The sequence below is a fragment of the Salinisphaera japonica YTM-1 genome (assembly GCF_003788585.1).
Lineage (GTDB): Bacteria > Pseudomonadota > Gammaproteobacteria > Nevskiales > Salinisphaeraceae > Salinisphaera > Salinisphaera japonica.
Genome location: NZ_AYKG01000068.1, coordinates 78,577 through 93,502, shown reverse-complemented (window position 1 = coordinate 93,502; position 14,926 = coordinate 78,577). Strand labels below are relative to the sequence as shown.

The following is a 14,926-nucleotide window of genomic DNA, read 5'->3' as shown; positions in this document are numbered from 1 at the left end:
CTACCCTCGAACAGCGATAACTCGCTGTTAATGCAGCGCTATTTGTGGGGAACCCTCAGGGACAACAGCCCAATTTTCTCGTAATAACGCAGCGTATCGACGGACATTCCGACTTGCCGGGCAGTTTCACCGATGCCAGAGATAGGAATCACCTCTTAAGGCTCATGTGTAAGTGTGTGAATAGATCCTTATATACATTGAGGGTGTAGATAAATTCAAAGGAAGCGCCGTAGTAACCTTCTGACTTTATTCCCTTTTTCCGAAATCGGCTTCAAAAGCCCAGTTCGAGAAACACGCGTTTATTCAGCGGCTTACAAGGTTTGTCTACACCCTCATTACGAAGGCCATAAAAAGCCTTAACCTCGCACGGTCTACGTTCGCTATCGGAATGCTAAATTGAATTCCAAGCCGTCTTCCTAAGCTGTCCGAATTCGCTGGGTCGTCTAAGCTGCGAGGCACGGGAAGGGGACAGCTCATCGCTGTCCCCTTGCTTAAGCGACGTTACGCTATTTTCTCCAATCGAAATTTAGTCGCGAGTGTGAGGGCCAGCGTGAATATGCGACTGCGGATCAGTATGGTCCTCGCCTTCCTGATTTTCCTTTTCCGCACCACGTTTGGGGACATTCTCGGACGCCCACCCAGGCTCGCCCGAGTGTTCAATGACGTCGTAATCGTCGGCGCCTCTCGGACCGGTGTTGCCTCGGCTAGGCGACGGGGCTGTCTCGGAACTGCCTTCGACTCTTACCACCGCCTGAGTATTCCCTGAAGCTGTGGTGTCAGCCGATTCGGCTTCATGGCCTGCCCCAGCGCTTGCGGTCATAAATATCGCGCTACTGAGGAACAGAGAAGTCGCGATAAACCAATGTGATGTAGACGGATTAACATTTGAGATGTGCATGAGTTCACTCCCGTAATTCATATCAACGATAAAGCTGCAAAACGCGATCGCAATTGACCAGTTCGTCTAGCCTCAAGCTACCAATTTGCTTTTATAGCTCGGAGCGCGGCGTACGTCTGCGGACACAAGCAGATTTGATTAGAGTCTGCTTAATCCAGGCGCGTTTGAGCCGCTGCCAATGCGAAAAGGCTACGACGCTCTGGCGGGAGGACGGTATGGTGGTAAAGTAAATCCGCTGCCAACCTCACTTTGATTAAGGGCAGCAGGCTTTACCGCAAAATAATAATCCGTTTTGAACAAGAAATTGCTAGCGCCTATGGCACTCGCTGCGCAATGGCCGACAGATGCGCATTCATGGTGGGTCTGATCCTCTGAGCCATCGTGATGTTCATCGTCGGCGGTAGATGCGGCCTTTGTCGGTTCGCTGCCGATTGTGGATTGTGCGTGAGCACCGCCGAATTGGATCGAAATGCTCGGTGCCGTTTGTCCGCTAGCCTGTGTGGCAAACGCGGCCAATAAAAGCAATAGTGCGAATATGAAACGCATGTGATCGAACGTAGATGCGGTTAGGCTAAAAATCAAGAGCGTGATGTGCTGAGTAGCATCTTGTGTTGAGGGCGTCGAAAGTAGATTGAATCGCCACCGGGCTCAGGGCCCATTCGACACTCTGCTCAAACCATGACCGCGGAAAGATCGCCAGCAGTAGCCGCCCGGGATCGATCTTGGGAGAAGCTGGGAGCGTGTTCCCAGTGGCTGATGTCCTTGGTGTGCATGGAGCGCTCCTCATCTACGGGTGAACGCCGACGCGTGCGTTGTGGGGTTCGGTCGTTGCTTAGGCGGATCGATTCTTGAAAGTTTACCCTTGGCGCCGGCTGGCAGCACCGGGGCGAACGAAACGGGTGGTGCTCGTAGCGCTAGGCGATCGGCTCTGCCTTACATCCGGCCGATCGCATCGCTTGGCGCGGGCTTTTATCGTCGGCGGTACTGTCCACCGGCATAAGAGACCGTCCCACGCGCTTTGACGCGTGCCGATTACCTAGACCCTCAATGACGCGAGGACACCAATGCGCCGGGTGTTACGGCTAGTCTAGCCGCGTCGTTTGTATTCCGTGGTCGGATGCGGATGTGCGCAGACTGTAGCGCCGGCAGATGACTCACCAGTTCGTGTTCCACCTCACTCGCCACGGTATTTGCTTGATCTATCGTGGCATTGCCTACCAATGTTATATCGAGTTCAGCAACCAACTGATGCCCGAGCCACCGCGCGCGAACGTTAGACACATCATGGATGTTGTCGACGTGCGCAGCGGCATGCCGGATATCGTCTATTACCTGCGGATCGACGCCATCGAGCAAGCGCGTAAAAATCGCTTTGCCGGATTGCCAGACAATAGCGAAGATCGCGGCCGTAATCAGCAGGCCGATGATTGGGTCGGCCAACGGAAAGCCCAGCCATACCCCGGCCGCGCCAACGACCACCGCAAGGCTCGTAAGCCCATCGGTACGGGCGTGATAGCCGTCGGCGATCAGGGCGGCGCTATTCATCTGGCGACCGACTCGGATCCGAAAAACGGCCACTAATTCGTTACCGATAAAACCGATGACCCCCGCCACAGCCATCCAGAGCAGGTGCTGGATAGGTTGCGGATCCAACAAACGGTCGATCGCCTGATAGCCGGCGACAAGCGCACTGAACAAGATAATCAGCACGATCAGTACACCGGCCAGATCTTCGACACGTCCATAACCGTAGGTGAACCGCTTACTGGTGCCGCGTTGGATCAGGCGAAACGCGACCCAGAGCGGAATTGCGGTTGCTGCATCACCCAGGTTGTGGATCGTATCGGCAAGTAGCGCCACGCTGCCGGAGATCAACACGATCCCGAGCTGACCTAGGAAAGTGATTGCGAGGATTACGAACGACCATTTGATCGCCCAGATACCGCGTTCTGTAGCGGTGATGCTCGGGTCGATCACGCCGTGCGTGTGGCCATGCTCGCTATCGTGATCGTGATCATGAGCGCCATGCGCATGATCTTCCGGACCGCCGAAGCCCAGCCAGCTCAGAGTCGCTTTGATAATCGATGCTGGTTTTTTCATAGGTACTTGGTGATCGCTTTGAACTCTTCCATCAAAACGCGTGCCTCTATAGCGCCTTTTTCGAACAAGCTTTCATCAAAGCAGTGATCGATATGGTCATGAACCAAGGTGTTTTTCGCATTCGTGATCGCTCGTTCGACGGCGTGAAGCTGCTGGGTGGTTTCAAGACAGCCGCGGCCGTCTTCCAGCATCTTAATGACGCTTTGCAGGTGGCCGTCAGCGCGTTTGAGACGCCGGATGATTTCGGGGTGTGTGGTATGGGTACTCATGCCCTTGATCCTATCCCCCCGGATAGGATACAGTCAATATGTGCCACCCTACTGATAGGGTTCGGTTTGCAAAAACCGTGTGACGCCTTAGCGGCCGCAACGAGGATGTTCTGCTAAGCATTAATGCTATGACCGGGGTTTGATCTAGGCTTTCCATGCAGCTCAAAAAGACATACTGGTTGCAACTGGCCGCGGTCATGATGCTCATGATGCAGGCAGCAGGCCTGCATGCCCATATCAGCATCGACGCCAATGACACCTCGATCCAGAGCCATTTGCAGGCGGCCGAATCGCACGCAGACAGCCATGCATCAGACAGCGAATCGTCTGACGACGCGTCCAATCATCTAACCCAAGCTACCTCGGCCAAGTATCAGAGCAGCATGGGCTGGGTTCTTCCGGTCTTTCTGGCCTGCGTGCTGCTGGATGACCCCGCCTCCTCGGTTAAGCCCGATTTCCCAGACGGGCAGGAAACGCCTCACCCTGCCGCTTACTACCAGCGGCCGCCTTCCCGTGGCCCGCCTGCTATTGCCTGATCGAAGGGCCTGATCGAAGGCAATCGTTGCCGCTTTCTATCAGCGGCACATCGGCGCGTATGCGCCGTTAGCAGGAGTTTCCAAATGAATATTGGTATTCGACGCATCACTTGCGTGATGGGTCTCGTGTTTTGGTGCGTGTCGGCTTCAGCCGCGCCGGACGCCAATCCGTCGGCAAGGCCGCTTACTTTTTCCGACGCGATCTCGAGGGCGCTGGACCGCAATCCGGGCCTGCGCGTTTTTGCCTACCGCCAGCGCGCGCTCGGTGGTCGCCGCGATACGGCCGCGCTAAGGCCGGCGCCCGAGTTGCAGTTCGAGCTACAGGACTTCGGCGGCACAGGCAGTGCGAGAGGCTTTGATCGCGCGGAAGCGACCTTGGCGCTTTCGCAGGTAATCGAACTTGGCGGTAAACGCGATGCGCGAGTCGGCGTTGTGGATGCGCGCCAGCGAGCGGTTGCGATTCAAGAAAAAGCGCAGGAGCTTGACGTCTTGGCCGCTGTCGCGCGCCGCTTCTACGCGGTTGCGGCAGCTGATGAGCGCCTAGCGGTCGCCAAGCGTGCGTCCGAACTTGCCCGCGACGCTATGACGGGCGTGAATCGACGTGTCAATGCGGCGCGCGCACCGCGCGCTGAAGCCGCGCGCGCCAAGGCGGCTTTGGCGCGCGCGCAGCTCAATAGGGCCAACGCCGAGCGCGAACTCGAGATCGCCCGGTTACGGCTGGCCGCGCTCTGGAACATGCCCGAGCCGGACTTCAAAAAAGTTCGCGCTGATCTCTACGCGGTGGGCGCGCCAGGCGATTTTGACGTCCTGGCCGAGCGTATTCAAGCCAATCCGGACTTCCTGCAGTTCACCGCAGAAAGCCGAATACGCCAGGCCGAACTGCGTCTCGCCCAGTCGCAAGCCCACAGCAATATTCGCCTGCGCGCTGGTGTAAAGCGCCTGGAAGATACCGGCGACACCGCCTTGATCTTCGGCGCGAGTGTGCCGCTGTTTTCGGCCAGTCGTGCCCAGGGCGCCATCGCTGAAGCCGAGGCCCGAGGCGAGGCCGTGGGCGCGGAGCGACGCGCCATGCTGTTGGATACGCGGGCGCGGCTGTTCTCGCTTTATCAGGCCCGGGCGCAGGCGATAGAAACAGTCGCCACCCTGCAAGACCAGATTATTCCGCAGCAGGAACAGGCACTGAGCGAAATTCGTCGAGGCTACGACCGAGGTCGTTATAGCTATCTCGAGCGCGTAACCGCCCGTGGTGAACTCATCGATGCCGAGCGCGCATTGATTGATGCCGCCGAGCGCGCGCATCGCCTGCGTGCCGATATCGAAAGCCTGACCGCCGAACCGCTGCCCGGCGGTGACGGTCGCATCGAATTCAACAGCAATATCCAATATCCGGAGTCGCCATGAGCATCCGTTTTATAGCGATCGTGGCGGCTTTGGCGGCCGCCCTGTTTTTGAGCGCATGTGATGTCACGCAATTCGGCACGGCGAAAGCAGCGTCGAAAGCCGAGACCGGGGGCGCGGCCGAAACGCCGGCTGAAGGCCCACACGGGGGGCGTCTTCTCAAGGACGGCGACTTCTCGGTGGAGGTCACGATCTTCGAGGATAACGTGCCCCCCGAATTTCGAATCTATGCGTACCAGGGCGGCGAGCCGGTCGATCTAAAGCAAGTCGATCTGGAAGTCGAGCTGGAACGCCTCGGTGGACGCGTAGACCGCTTCGACTTCAAACCGAAAAACGACTATCTGCTGGGTGACGGCGTCGTGACCGAACCCCACTCGTTTGAAGTCATGGTCGCGGCCGAATACGAAGGCAATACCTACCGCTGGGAGTACAGCTCCTATGAAGGGCGGGTCAGCATCGGCGCTGAGGCCGCCAAGCGGGCCGGGATCACCACAACCCTGGCCGGGCCTGGGACGATTCGAGAGACGGTGAAGCTGTACGGCAATATCGTGCCCGATCCGAGCCGCGTGCGGCGTGTCGGAGCCCGTTTCCCTGGCGTTGTTGTGGCCGTTGACAAGGCCGTGGGCGATACCGTAGCCAAAGGTGAGCGGCTGGCTTCTGTGGAGGCCAACGACAGCCTGCGGCGCTACGCAGTGACCTCGCCCATCGCCGGCGTCGTGACCGAGCGTCGAGTCGAGCCCGGTGAAATGGCCGGCACCGAGCCCTTGCTTACGGTGGCTGACTACGACGAGGTCTGGGCCGAACTTCAAGTATTCCCGGGTCACGCCCAACGCGTCCAAGTGGGCCAACCGGTCGTGGTAGGCGCCAGCGATGACCCACAGGCGAAAACCACCGTCAGTTATCGCGCCCCCCGAGCGGCGGGAAACGGCCAGAGCACCGTCGCCCGCGCCGTGCTTGCCAATCGGCAAGGGCACTGGACCCCAGGACACTTTGTGCAAGCCACGGTCGAGATCACGGAACGCGAAGTGCCGATCGCGGTCGAGCGTCGCGCGCTGCAAACCTTTCGTGACTGGGACGTGGTGTTCATCAAAGTGGGCGAGGCCTATCAGGTTCGGCCACTGGAACTCGGTGCCGGTGACGGCGAGTATGTCGAGGTGATCTCGGGGCTCAAGCCCGATGAGCGCTATGTGGTCGACAACAGCTATTTGATCAAGGCGGACATCGAGAAGTCCGGCGCGGTCCACGGCCACTAACCGGAGCACCCGATGATTGATGGGATTCTCAAATTCGCGGTGGAACGCCGTTGGTTGGTGCTGTTTTTGGTACTGGCCGTGGCCGCCCTCGGTGTATGGAATTATCAGCGGCTGCCGATCGATGCGGTGCCGGACATCACCAACGTACAGGTTCAGGTGAACACCCAAGCGCCGGGCTATTCGCCGCTCGAGGCGGAACAGCGCATCACCTTCGTGGTGGAAACCGCGCTCGCCGGGTTGCCCAAGCTGGCCTATACGCGTTCGATTTCGCGCTATGGCCTGTCACAGGTCACGGCTGTTTTCGAAGACGGTGCGGACCTGTACGCGGCGCGCAACCGAATCAACGAGCGGCTGGCGCAAATCAAGAGCCAACTGCCGCCCGAGTTGGAACCCGAGATGGGGCCGATCGCAACCGGTCTGGGCGAAATCTTCATGTATACGGTGACCGCCGAACCGGGTGCGACGCAGCCCGACGGTAGTCCTTATGATGCGATGGCATTGCGTACGGTGCAGGACTGGATCATCCGTCCGCAGCTTGTCCAGGTCCCGGGTATTACCGAAGTCAATACGATCGGTGGCTATGAAAAACAGTTTCATGTCACCCCGGATCCGGCGAAGCTGCTGGCTTACGACCTGACATTCGACGACGTAGTCGAGGCACTGCGACGCAACAACAGTAATGTCGGCGCAGGGTATATCGAAGAGAACGGTCGACGGCTTCTGGTACGCTCACCCGGGCAGGTCAAGGCGATCAGCGGACTGGAACAGATCGTACTGGCCCAGCGTAGTGGTGCTCCAGTGCACGTCGCCGACGTCGCCGACGTCGCCATTGGCAAGCAGTTGCGTACCGGCGCGGCGACGCGTGACGGACGCGAAACGGTGCTTGGGACCGCGTTCATGCTGGTGGGCGAGAATTCGCGGGAGGTGGCCGCGGCCACGGCCGAGCGTCTGAAGGAAATACAGGCGTCGTTGCCGGATGGCGTCAACGCGGAAGCGGTCTACAATCGCACCACACTGGTCGACAAAGCTGTAGCTACGGTTCGCAAGAACCTGCTCGAAGGCGCGCTGCTGGTGATCGCGATCCTGTTCCTGCTGCTGGGCAATGTCCGGGCCGCTTTGATCACGGCGGCGGTGATTCCGCTGGCGATGCTCGCGACGATCACCGGCATGGTCCGCACTGGCGTGTCCGCCAATTTGATGAGTCTGGGCGCGCTCGATTTCGGCTTGATCGTGGATGGCGCTGTCATTGTGGTCGAAAACGCGGTCCGGCGTCTAGCCGAGGCGCAACGCATACATGGCCGTGTCCTGCCCCGCGACGAACGTCTGGCGGTGACCTACAATGCTGCCAAGGAAGTGATCCGGCCCAGCCTGTTTGGTGTGGGGATCATCACCGCCGTCTATATTCCGATCTTCACCTTGACCGGCGTCGAGGGCAAGATGTTTCACCCGATGGCGGCGACCGTTGTCATGGCGTTGATGGCGGCCATGGTGCTGTCGCTGACTTTCGTGCCCGCCGCCATCGCGCTGACCATGAACGGCCGCGTGTCGGAGCATGAAAACTGGCTCATGCGGGCGGCGAAGGCAGGCTATGCTCCGCTACTGCGCGGTGCCATGCTGCTGCGTTGGCCATTGATGGCGGTGGCGATCGTGCTCGTGGCCGGCGCGGCCTGGCTCGCCACGACTATGGGCAGTGAATTCGTGCCCCAGCTCAACGAAGGCGATATCGCGTTGCATGCGTTGCGTATCCCGGGGACCGGCCTCGAGCAGGCACTGACCATGCAGGAAGAACTCGAGGATCGGCTGCGCGAATTTCCGGAAGTCAAACTGGTCTTCGCCAAGGTCGGTACACCCGAGATCGCGACCGATGCCGTGGCGCCCGCCGTGGCCGACAACTTCGTGATCATGAAGCCCCGTGAAGAATGGCCGAACCCGGATAAACCCAAGGCGGAACTGGTGGACGAAATCGTTGCTGCGGTATCTGAACTGCCCGGTAACAAATACGAGTTCACCCAGCCGATCGAGATGCGCTTCAACGAGCTGCTGTCCGGCGTACGCGCGGACCTGGCGGTGAAGGTATTTGGAGACGATCTCGATATCTTGCTGCAAAGCGCGAACGAGGTTCGTGGCGTGTTAAGCGATATTGAAGGCGCACAAGATATCGCTGTCGAACAGATTACTGGCCTACCGGTCTTATCGGTCGAGCCGGATCGAACCGCACTGGCCCGCTACGGCCTCAACGTGTCTGATATTCAGGAATTGGTTGCGGCCGGCGTTGGCGGGCAGCAGGCGGGCCTGATTTACGACGGCGATCGGCGCTTTGCCGTCATGGTTCGTCTTCCGGAATCGTTGCGGCAGCGCCCCGATGCATGGCAGACGCTGCCGGTGCCGCTACCCGATGGCGGCTATGTCCCTCTGGCGGAAGTGGCCGACATCGAACGCGCGCCCCAGCCCAATCAGATCAGCCGCGAAAACGGTAAACGCCGGGTGGTGGTGACGGCCAATATGCGTGGCCGTGACTTGGGCTCGTTTGTGGCAGAGGCTCGTCGTAAAGTAGCGCAAGATGTCGATCTGCCAACCGGCTACTGGGTGGAATATGGCGGCACCTTCGAGCAGCTGGAATCCGCGAGCCAGCGGCTGACTATTGTCGTGCCCGTCACTCTCGTATTGATCCTCGCATTGCTGCTGATGGCTTTCGGTTCGCTCAAGGACGCCTTGATCATCTTCAGTGGCGTACCGTTGGCGTTGACCGGCGGGGTCCTGCTGTTGTGGCTGCGCGGCATGCCCTTATCGATCTCGGCCGGCGTGGGCTTTATCGCGTTGTCCGGCATTGCTGTGTTGAATGGCCTAGTCATGGTGTCATTCATCCGCAGCCTGCGGCATGACGGCCACGCATTAGACAGCGCGATCACTGAGGGCGCACTCACGCGCCTGCGGCCAGTGCTCATGACCGCATTGGTGGCCAGCGTAGGATTCGTCCCTATGGCCCTGAACGTCGGTACAGGCGCCGAAGTCCAACGTCCACTGGCTACCGTGGTCATTGGCGGAATTGTGTCGTCGACGCTACTGACATTGCTGGTTCTGCCGGCCTTGTATCGTCTGGTGCATGGCCAAGAGGCTATTTCTGCTTCCCAAAAATGATTAGTGATGTATGCGTAATGTTCTGGTGACAATCATCATGAGTTAAGTATTCGATTCGCCTCACGCTAGACTATTAGAAAAGCGTTGGAACGAATGTAGTAACGCTGTGCGGCGGAGGCATGGCCTGCCGTCGCCGCACTCTGCGTATATACGTCCGTAGACATCCGTCCCTTAGAAGCTAGACCTCCTAAAGGGCATAGAACCCCGATGTCTCTGTCGTCGCCCACTGCTCGTTGCCGTAGCAGCGAAACCACTGGCCGGCGGTGTCGTGGCATTCATATTGGAAGCGCACAGTGATGCGGCGCTCGTGGTACGCCCATAATTCCTTGATCAGGCGATAATCCAGCTCTCGCTGCCACTTCTGCGCCAAGAACCGAACGATGGCGTCCCGGCCTTCGATGAAGTTCGAGCGATTGCGCCAGATGCTTTCCGGGGCATAGGCCAGCGAGACCTTCTCCGGATCGCGCGTATTCCAGGCGTCTTCGGCCATTCGGACCTTGCGCCGAGCGGACTCCAGCGTGAACGGCGGGAGCGGGGGCTTTTGTGCCATCGGGTGGCCTCCTTTGAAAGATCGCCTCATCGATCGCCTCGACATGAGCGATAAATTGACGTTGTGCAGACATCGGGCCTTGCCACGCTCGGAAGGTTAAGGCCTGAAAAGTGTCCTACCGACGATTGGAACGAATGACCGGACCGGACGAAAATAACCGCTTGACCTTCCCATCGTGGCAACGTTGATACTCCGTCGCCATGGCACCCAACGCACCGGAGAAACCGTCATGGCTTCTGTAGAACCTCTACTATCAAACGATCCATCGGGCTCGCATCCGGTGGGGCAGACCCTACGTGTCGGTATCGCTGGCATGAGCTGTGCATCCTGCGTCGGCCGCGTGGAAAAAGCCCTGCGCGCCGTCGATCGGGTCGAGTCGGCGAATGTGAACCTGGCCACCGAACGGGCCGAGGTCACGTTTTCATCCGCGCCCGACACGGCCGCGGTCCAGACCGCGATTCAGCAAGCCGGTTATTCGATCGTCGAGGAGACGATCGAGTTGGCCGTTGAAGGTATGAGCTGCGCGTCCTGCGTCGGCCGTATCGAGAAAGCCCTGGCGGCCGTGCCCGGTGTGCTGGAAGCCCACGTGAATCTGGCCACTGAAAAGGCGCAGGTGCGCCACGTCGCCGGCATGGTCGACGCCAAGGCGCTGGAAACTGCAGTCAGTGACGCTGGCTATGCGGCCCGCACGGTAGCGGACAACGACAGCGGCGATCAGCAAGCTCAGGCGCGGGCCGAGGAGATCGGCGCGCTCAAGCGCAGCATCCTGTTCGCGGGCGCGGCGACGTTGCCGATCTTTGTGCTCGAGATGGGTAGCCACATATTCACGAGCCTGCACGACGGACTGATGGCAACGCTCGGTCAGCAGAACCTGTTCTATCTGTTCTTCGTGCTCGCCAGTTTCGTACAGTTCGGGCCGGGTCTACGCTTCTACAAGAAGGGCTGGCCGGCCTTGATGCGCGGCGGCCCCGACATGAACTCGCTGGTCATGCTGGGCACGAGTGCGGCCTACGGTTATTCGCTGGTGGCGACCTTTCTGCCCAGCGTGCTGCCCGAGGGCACCGTCAACGTCTACTATGAAGCCTCGGCCATGATCGTGACGCTGATCCTGATCGGGCGTTACATGGAGGCGCTGAGCAAGGGGCGTACCAGCGAGGCCATCAAGCGTCTGATGACGCTGCGGGCCAAGACGGCCCGGGTGATCCGTGACGGCGAGCCCGTGGAAGTGGCGCTCGAAGACGTGCAGGTCGGCGATATCGTGCAGGTCCGCCCCGGTGAAAAGGTGCCGGTGGACGGCGAGGTGGCCGAGGGAACGTCCTACGTCGACGAGTCCATGATCACCGGCGAGCCGGTGCCGGTTCAAAAGAGTGCGGGCGCCGAAGTCGTGGGCGGCACGCTCAACAAGACCGGCAGTTTCTCGTTTACCGCTACCAAGGTCGGCGGCGATACCATGCTGGCCCAGATCATCCGCATGGTCGAAGCCGCGCAGGGTGCCAAGTTGCCGATCCAGGCGCTGGTCGATCGCGTGACCGGCGTCTTCGTGCCGGTGGTGCTCGCGGCCGCAGCGTTGACCTTCGGGATCTGGCTGCTATTCGGTCCCACGCCCGCATTGACGTTCGCCCTGGTGAACGCGGTCGCCGTGCTGATCATCGCCTGCCCCTGTGCCATGGGGCTGGCCACGCCGACCTCAATCATGGTCGGTACCGGCCGGGCCGCGGAAATGGGCGTGCTGTTTCGCAAGGGCGAGGCGCTACAAAGCCTGCGCGGTATCGACACCATCGCTTTGGATAAGACCGGAACCCTGACCAAGGGGCGCCCGGAGCTCACCGATCTGGTCACCGCCGACGGTTTCGAACGTGACGACGTGCTGCAAACCGTTGCCGCCGTGGAGGCCCATTCGGAGCACCCGGTCGCCGAGGCGATCGTGGAGGCCGCGCGTGCGTCGGGCGTTAAGCTCATCAAGGCCGCGGACTTCGAGGCCACACCCGGCTACGGCGTATCCGCCACCGTCGATGAGCGCGCCGTCGCGATCGGCGCGGACCGCTTCATGCGCCAGATGGCTCTGGACGTGACCGCGTTCGCGGAGACCGCGAGCCGCCTGGCCGACGAGGGCAAGACGCCGCTCTACGCCGCGATCGACGGCCGTCTGGCCGCGATCATCGCAGTCGCCGATCCGATCAAGGAATCGACACCCGGCGCCATCGAGGCCTTGCACGGTCTGGGGCTGCGCGTGGCCATGATCACCGGCGACAACCAGCGCACCGCCAACGCCATCGCCCGGCGGTTGGGTATCGACGAGGTGATCGCCGAGGTTCTGCCGGACGGCAAGGTCGAAGCGGTCAAGCGCCTGCGGGGGAACGACCGCAAGCTGGCGTTCGTCGGCGATGGCATCAACGACGCGCCGGCGCTGGCCGAGGCCGATGTCGGCCTGGCGATCGGCACTGGCACTGACGTCGCCATCGAAAGCGCCGACGTGGTGCTCATGTCCGGCGACCTGCGCAACGTGCCCAACGCCATCGGTCTGTCGCGCGCGACGATCACCAACATCAAGCAGAACCTGTTCTGGGCTTTCGCGTACAACGCCGCGCTGATCCCGGTCGCCGCCGGCGTGCTGTACCCGGCGTATGGGGTATTGATGTCGCCGATTTTTGCGGCGGCTGCGATGGCCTTGTCCAGCATCTTCGTGCTCGGCAACGCACTGCGCCTGCGTCGGTTTGCGCCGCCCATGGGCTTCGAGGAAGTCCCGGCATCGCAAAGTCCCGCCACCACGGCCGTGGCGAGCCGATAGCCGCGACAGGATAAGGAGGTATCCGTTTTGCCCGTCCATCCATTGGATCGTCACTGGCCGTGACCGCCTACACGGTCCCGACTGTCACGCTCTGAAAGCGTGTTCGCAGAGCGAGACATCGCGTATGTCGAGCGCGACCTGCGCCAGCCCGGCGTGGCAGAAGAAGCTATGGCCCGCTACGGGGTCCGGGTCGCGCCGATCACGGTCGTCGGGACTCGATTCTTCTACGGCGCCTTCTTGGATCAGCGGCCGCGCCTCGCCGAGGCGTTGGACTTCACGGCGCGAATCGCACAGCGAGGCAGAGGAGCATCCGTCATGTCGAAAAACGTCACCATCCGCTCGACCGATACCGCGATCGCGGTCCCGTCGGGCCAGACCATTCTGCAGATCGCACTCGGCGCCGGCATCAATTATCCGCACGGCTGTCGCTCCGGTCGGTGCGGCGCCTGCAAGTCCCGGCTGGTGTCGGGCGACGTCGAGCAGCGCGAGCATACCGAGTTCGCTCTGTCGCCGGACGAGCGGGCTTCTGGCCGGCCGGGCGCTGCCACAGACCGACGCCTGCGTGGCCTGGCTGGGCGGCGATACCGAAACCGCCGACCATCCGCGTCGAACTCTGCGATGCCGAGTTGCCCGGCTGGAAGACGCAACCCGCGACATCAAGCGCGTGGTTCTCCACGTTATCGAGGGTCCACCTATGGATTATTCGGCCGGGCAGTATGCACAGGCCACGTTTCCCGGAGCGCCCACCCGCGATTACTCGATGGCCAATCCCGCCGATAGCGATGAACTGGAGTTTCATGTGCGCCAGATTGCCGGCGGTGCGGCTAGTGGGCGCGTGGCGACTGCGCTGGCGCCGGGCGACGAAGTTAGGGTCGAGGGACCTTATGGCGCGTCATTTCTGCGCGAAAAACATGCCGGCCCGATCGTGGCGATCGCCGGCGGCTCGGGGCTCGCGCCCATCAAGTCGATCGTGGAAACCGCGCTCGCCCGTGGGCTGCGACAGCCCATCCACATCTATCACGGCGTTCGCGCACCGCGCGATCTGTACCTTGATGCGCGCTTCGAAGCTTTGGCCGAACGCCATGCTAACGTGGCCTTCACGCCCGTGCTGTCCGAAGCGACAGCGACCGGCGCGTGGCGCACTGGCTGGGTCACCGACGCCGTCGGCCAGGATCTAGGCGATCTCGACGGCTGGAAAGCCTACGTCGCCGGGCCGCCGGCCATGGTCGACGCGGCGCAGGAGACGCTGACCCAACGCGGTCTGGGGGCCAACGACTTGCACGCCGACGTGTTTTTTACCCCGGAAACCGGTGCGGCGGCGGAAGCCTGACCGCACGCGCCCTAGCGAGACAGGAGGCGATCATGAACATAGGACAAGCCGCCGAAGCATCCGACATCTCCGCGAAGATGATCCGCTACTATGAGTGGGTGGACCTGATCCCGCCCGTGGGCCGCACCGAATCCGGCTATCGGGCCTATACGGACGCCGACCTCAACATCTTGAAGTTTATACAGCGGGCACGAAGCCTGGGTTTTTCCGTCAAGCAGATGCACGAGCTGCTGTCGCTCTGGCGCGACCGCAGTCGTAGCAGTGCCAACGTCAAGTCCTTAGCCCTGGCGCACGTTGCCGAACTCGAAGACAAGATCGAAGCGCTGGATACGATGCGGGAGACGTTGCAGCATCTGGCTGAGCATTGTCGCGGCGATCACCGGCCGGACTGTCCCATCATCGAGGGCCTGTCCGAGGGACAGCAGCCGCCCGAGCCGCCGCGAAAAACCAGCCGCCGGCGCGTGCGTGCACCCGCAGGAGCCCGTCGACCGGGCGTGAACACGAGCCCCTAAGCACAACATCAATTGCTGGGATAGGCACTTGGCGACAAAAGATTTGCTACCGAATACCGGACCGTGAGCTACCTATGAATTCGACATCGCACCACACGCATATCGACAGCAGCTCTTTGAACCGAACCGCACTCAGTGCAACCGTGCATTGCTT

The 14,926-nt window shown here is 60.9% G+C and carries 12 protein-coding genes and 1 pseudogene; 8 read left to right on the top strand and 5 right to left on the bottom strand.

What is annotated here, in order from left to right:
• Nucleotides 1-38: 38 nt before the first annotated feature.
• The 3 genes from SAJA_RS15645 to SAJA_RS14650 form a co-directional block, all read right to left on the bottom strand.
• Nucleotides 39-152, bottom strand: coding sequence for a MerR family DNA-binding transcriptional regulator (locus tag SAJA_RS15645; RefSeq protein ID WP_123659411.1), 114 nt, complete (start codon nt 150-152; stop codon nt 39-41).
• Nucleotides 153-1,942: 1,790 nt separating this feature from the next.
• Nucleotides 1,943-2,998: a cation diffusion facilitator family transporter gene (locus SAJA_RS14655; RefSeq protein WP_006911909.1), complete on the bottom strand. Its 1,056-nt coding sequence runs from the start codon at nt 2,996-2,998 to the stop codon at nt 1,943-1,945.
• Entirely contained in the window at nt 2,995-3,267 is a 273-nt protein-coding gene (locus SAJA_RS14650; protein ID WP_006911908.1) for a metal-sensing transcriptional repressor, read from the bottom strand. Before SAJA_RS14650 ends, SAJA_RS14655 begins: the two co-directional genes overlap by 4 nt.
• 155 nt (nt 3,268-3,422) lie before the next feature.
• On the opposite strand from SAJA_RS14650, the gene SAJA_RS14645 reads away from it, so the two are divergent.
• From SAJA_RS14645 to SAJA_RS14630, 4 genes are all read left to right on the top strand, one after another.
• Nucleotides 3,423-3,803 carry a hypothetical protein gene (locus SAJA_RS14645; protein WP_006911907.1) on the top strand — a complete coding sequence of 127 codons (381 nt, stop codon included), beginning with the start codon at nt 3,423-3,425 and terminating at the stop codon, nt 3,801-3,803.
• A gap of 84 nt (nt 3,804-3,887) precedes the next feature.
• A complete protein-coding gene (locus SAJA_RS14640) occupies nt 3,888-5,204 on the top strand; it encodes a TolC family protein (RefSeq protein WP_123659410.1) in 1,317 nt (438 codons plus the stop codon).
• Nucleotides 5,201-6,454: an efflux RND transporter periplasmic adaptor subunit gene (locus tag SAJA_RS14635; RefSeq protein WP_006911905.1), complete on the top strand. Its 1,254-nt coding sequence runs from the start codon at nt 5,201-5,203 to the stop codon at nt 6,452-6,454. Before SAJA_RS14640 ends, SAJA_RS14635 begins: the two co-directional genes overlap by 4 nt.
• Before the next feature lie 12 nt (nt 6,455-6,466).
• Nucleotides 6,467-9,592 carry an efflux RND transporter permease subunit gene (locus tag SAJA_RS14630; RefSeq protein ID WP_006911904.1) on the top strand — a complete coding sequence of 1,042 codons (3,126 nt, stop codon included), beginning with the start codon at nt 6,467-6,469 and terminating at the stop codon, nt 9,590-9,592.
• A gap of 211 nt (nt 9,593-9,803) precedes the next feature.
• Here the strand turns inward: SAJA_RS14630 and SAJA_RS14625 are convergent.
• Nucleotides 9,804-10,142, bottom strand: a pseudogene (locus tag SAJA_RS14625) (DUF1348 family protein); the annotation flags it as partial.
• Between the two features lie 313 nt (nt 10,143-10,455).
• Between SAJA_RS14625 and SAJA_RS14620 the strand changes: the two are divergent.
• On the top strand, nt 10,456-12,930 hold the full coding sequence (locus tag SAJA_RS14620; protein ID WP_123659409.1) for a heavy metal translocating P-type ATPase: 2,475 nt from the start codon (nt 10,456-10,458) through the stop codon (nt 12,928-12,930).
• An 84-nt stretch (nt 12,931-13,014) separates the two neighbouring features.
• On the opposite strand, the gene SAJA_RS15640 is transcribed toward SAJA_RS14620, so the two are convergent.
• On the bottom strand, nt 13,015-13,422 hold the full coding sequence (locus SAJA_RS15640) for a hypothetical protein (protein WP_221180274.1): 408 nt from the start codon (nt 13,420-13,422) through the stop codon (nt 13,015-13,017).
• On the opposite strand from SAJA_RS15640, the gene SAJA_RS15635 reads away from it, so the two are divergent.
• From SAJA_RS15635 to cueR, 3 genes are read left to right on the top strand one after another with little or no spacing between them, the layout of a single operon-like run.
• Nucleotides 13,309-13,710, top strand: a complete 402-nt coding sequence (locus SAJA_RS15635) for a 2Fe-2S iron-sulfur cluster-binding protein (RefSeq protein WP_425471673.1) — start codon at nt 13,309-13,311, stop codon at nt 13,708-13,710. The two genes, SAJA_RS15640 and SAJA_RS15635, sit on opposite strands and share 114 nt — an antisense overlap.
• Nucleotides 13,595-14,260 carry an NAD(P)H-flavin reductase gene (locus tag SAJA_RS14610; protein ID WP_425471672.1) on the top strand — a complete coding sequence of 222 codons (666 nt, stop codon included), beginning with the start codon at nt 13,595-13,597 and terminating at the stop codon, nt 14,258-14,260. Before SAJA_RS15635 ends, SAJA_RS14610 begins: the two co-directional genes overlap by 116 nt.
• A gap of 32 nt (nt 14,261-14,292) precedes the next feature.
• On the top strand, nt 14,293-14,772 hold the full coding sequence (gene cueR, locus SAJA_RS14605) for a Cu(I)-responsive transcriptional regulator (RefSeq protein WP_123659408.1): 480 nt from the start codon (nt 14,293-14,295) through the stop codon (nt 14,770-14,772).
• Nucleotides 14,773-14,926: the final 154 nt, after the last annotated feature.

What these genes read in the sequence shown, in the direction of transcription:
- SAJA_RS14645 (WP_006911907.1), top strand. Translation starts at nt 3,423, where the DNA reads ATGCAGCTCAAAAAGACATACTGGTTGCAACTGGCCGCGGTCATGATG.
- SAJA_RS14640 (WP_123659410.1), top strand. Translation starts at nt 3,888, where the DNA reads ATGAATATTGGTATTCGACGCATCACTTGCGTGATGGGTCTCGTGTTT.
- SAJA_RS14635 (WP_006911905.1), top strand. Translation starts at nt 5,201, where the DNA reads ATGAGCATCCGTTTTATAGCGATCGTGGCGGCTTTGGCGGCCGCCCTG.
- SAJA_RS14620 (WP_123659409.1), top strand. Translation starts at nt 10,456, where the DNA reads ATGAGCTGTGCATCCTGCGTCGGCCGCGTGGAAAAAGCCCTGCGCGCC.
- SAJA_RS14655 (WP_006911909.1), bottom strand. Translation starts at nt 2,998, where the DNA reads ATGAAAAAACCAGCATCGATTATCAAAGCGACTCTGAGCTGGCTGGGC.
- SAJA_RS14630 (WP_006911904.1), top strand. Translation starts at nt 6,467, where the DNA reads ATGATTGATGGGATTCTCAAATTCGCGGTGGAACGCCGTTGGTTGGTG.
- SAJA_RS14650 (WP_006911908.1), bottom strand. Translation starts at nt 3,267, where the DNA reads ATGAGTACCCATACCACACACCCCGAAATCATCCGGCGTCTCAAACGC.
- cueR (WP_123659408.1), top strand. Translation starts at nt 14,293, where the DNA reads ATGAACATAGGACAAGCCGCCGAAGCATCCGACATCTCCGCGAAGATG.
- SAJA_RS15640 (WP_221180274.1), bottom strand. Translation starts at nt 13,422, where the DNA reads ATGCTCGCGCTGCTCGACGTCGCCCGACACCAGCCGGGACTTGCAGGC.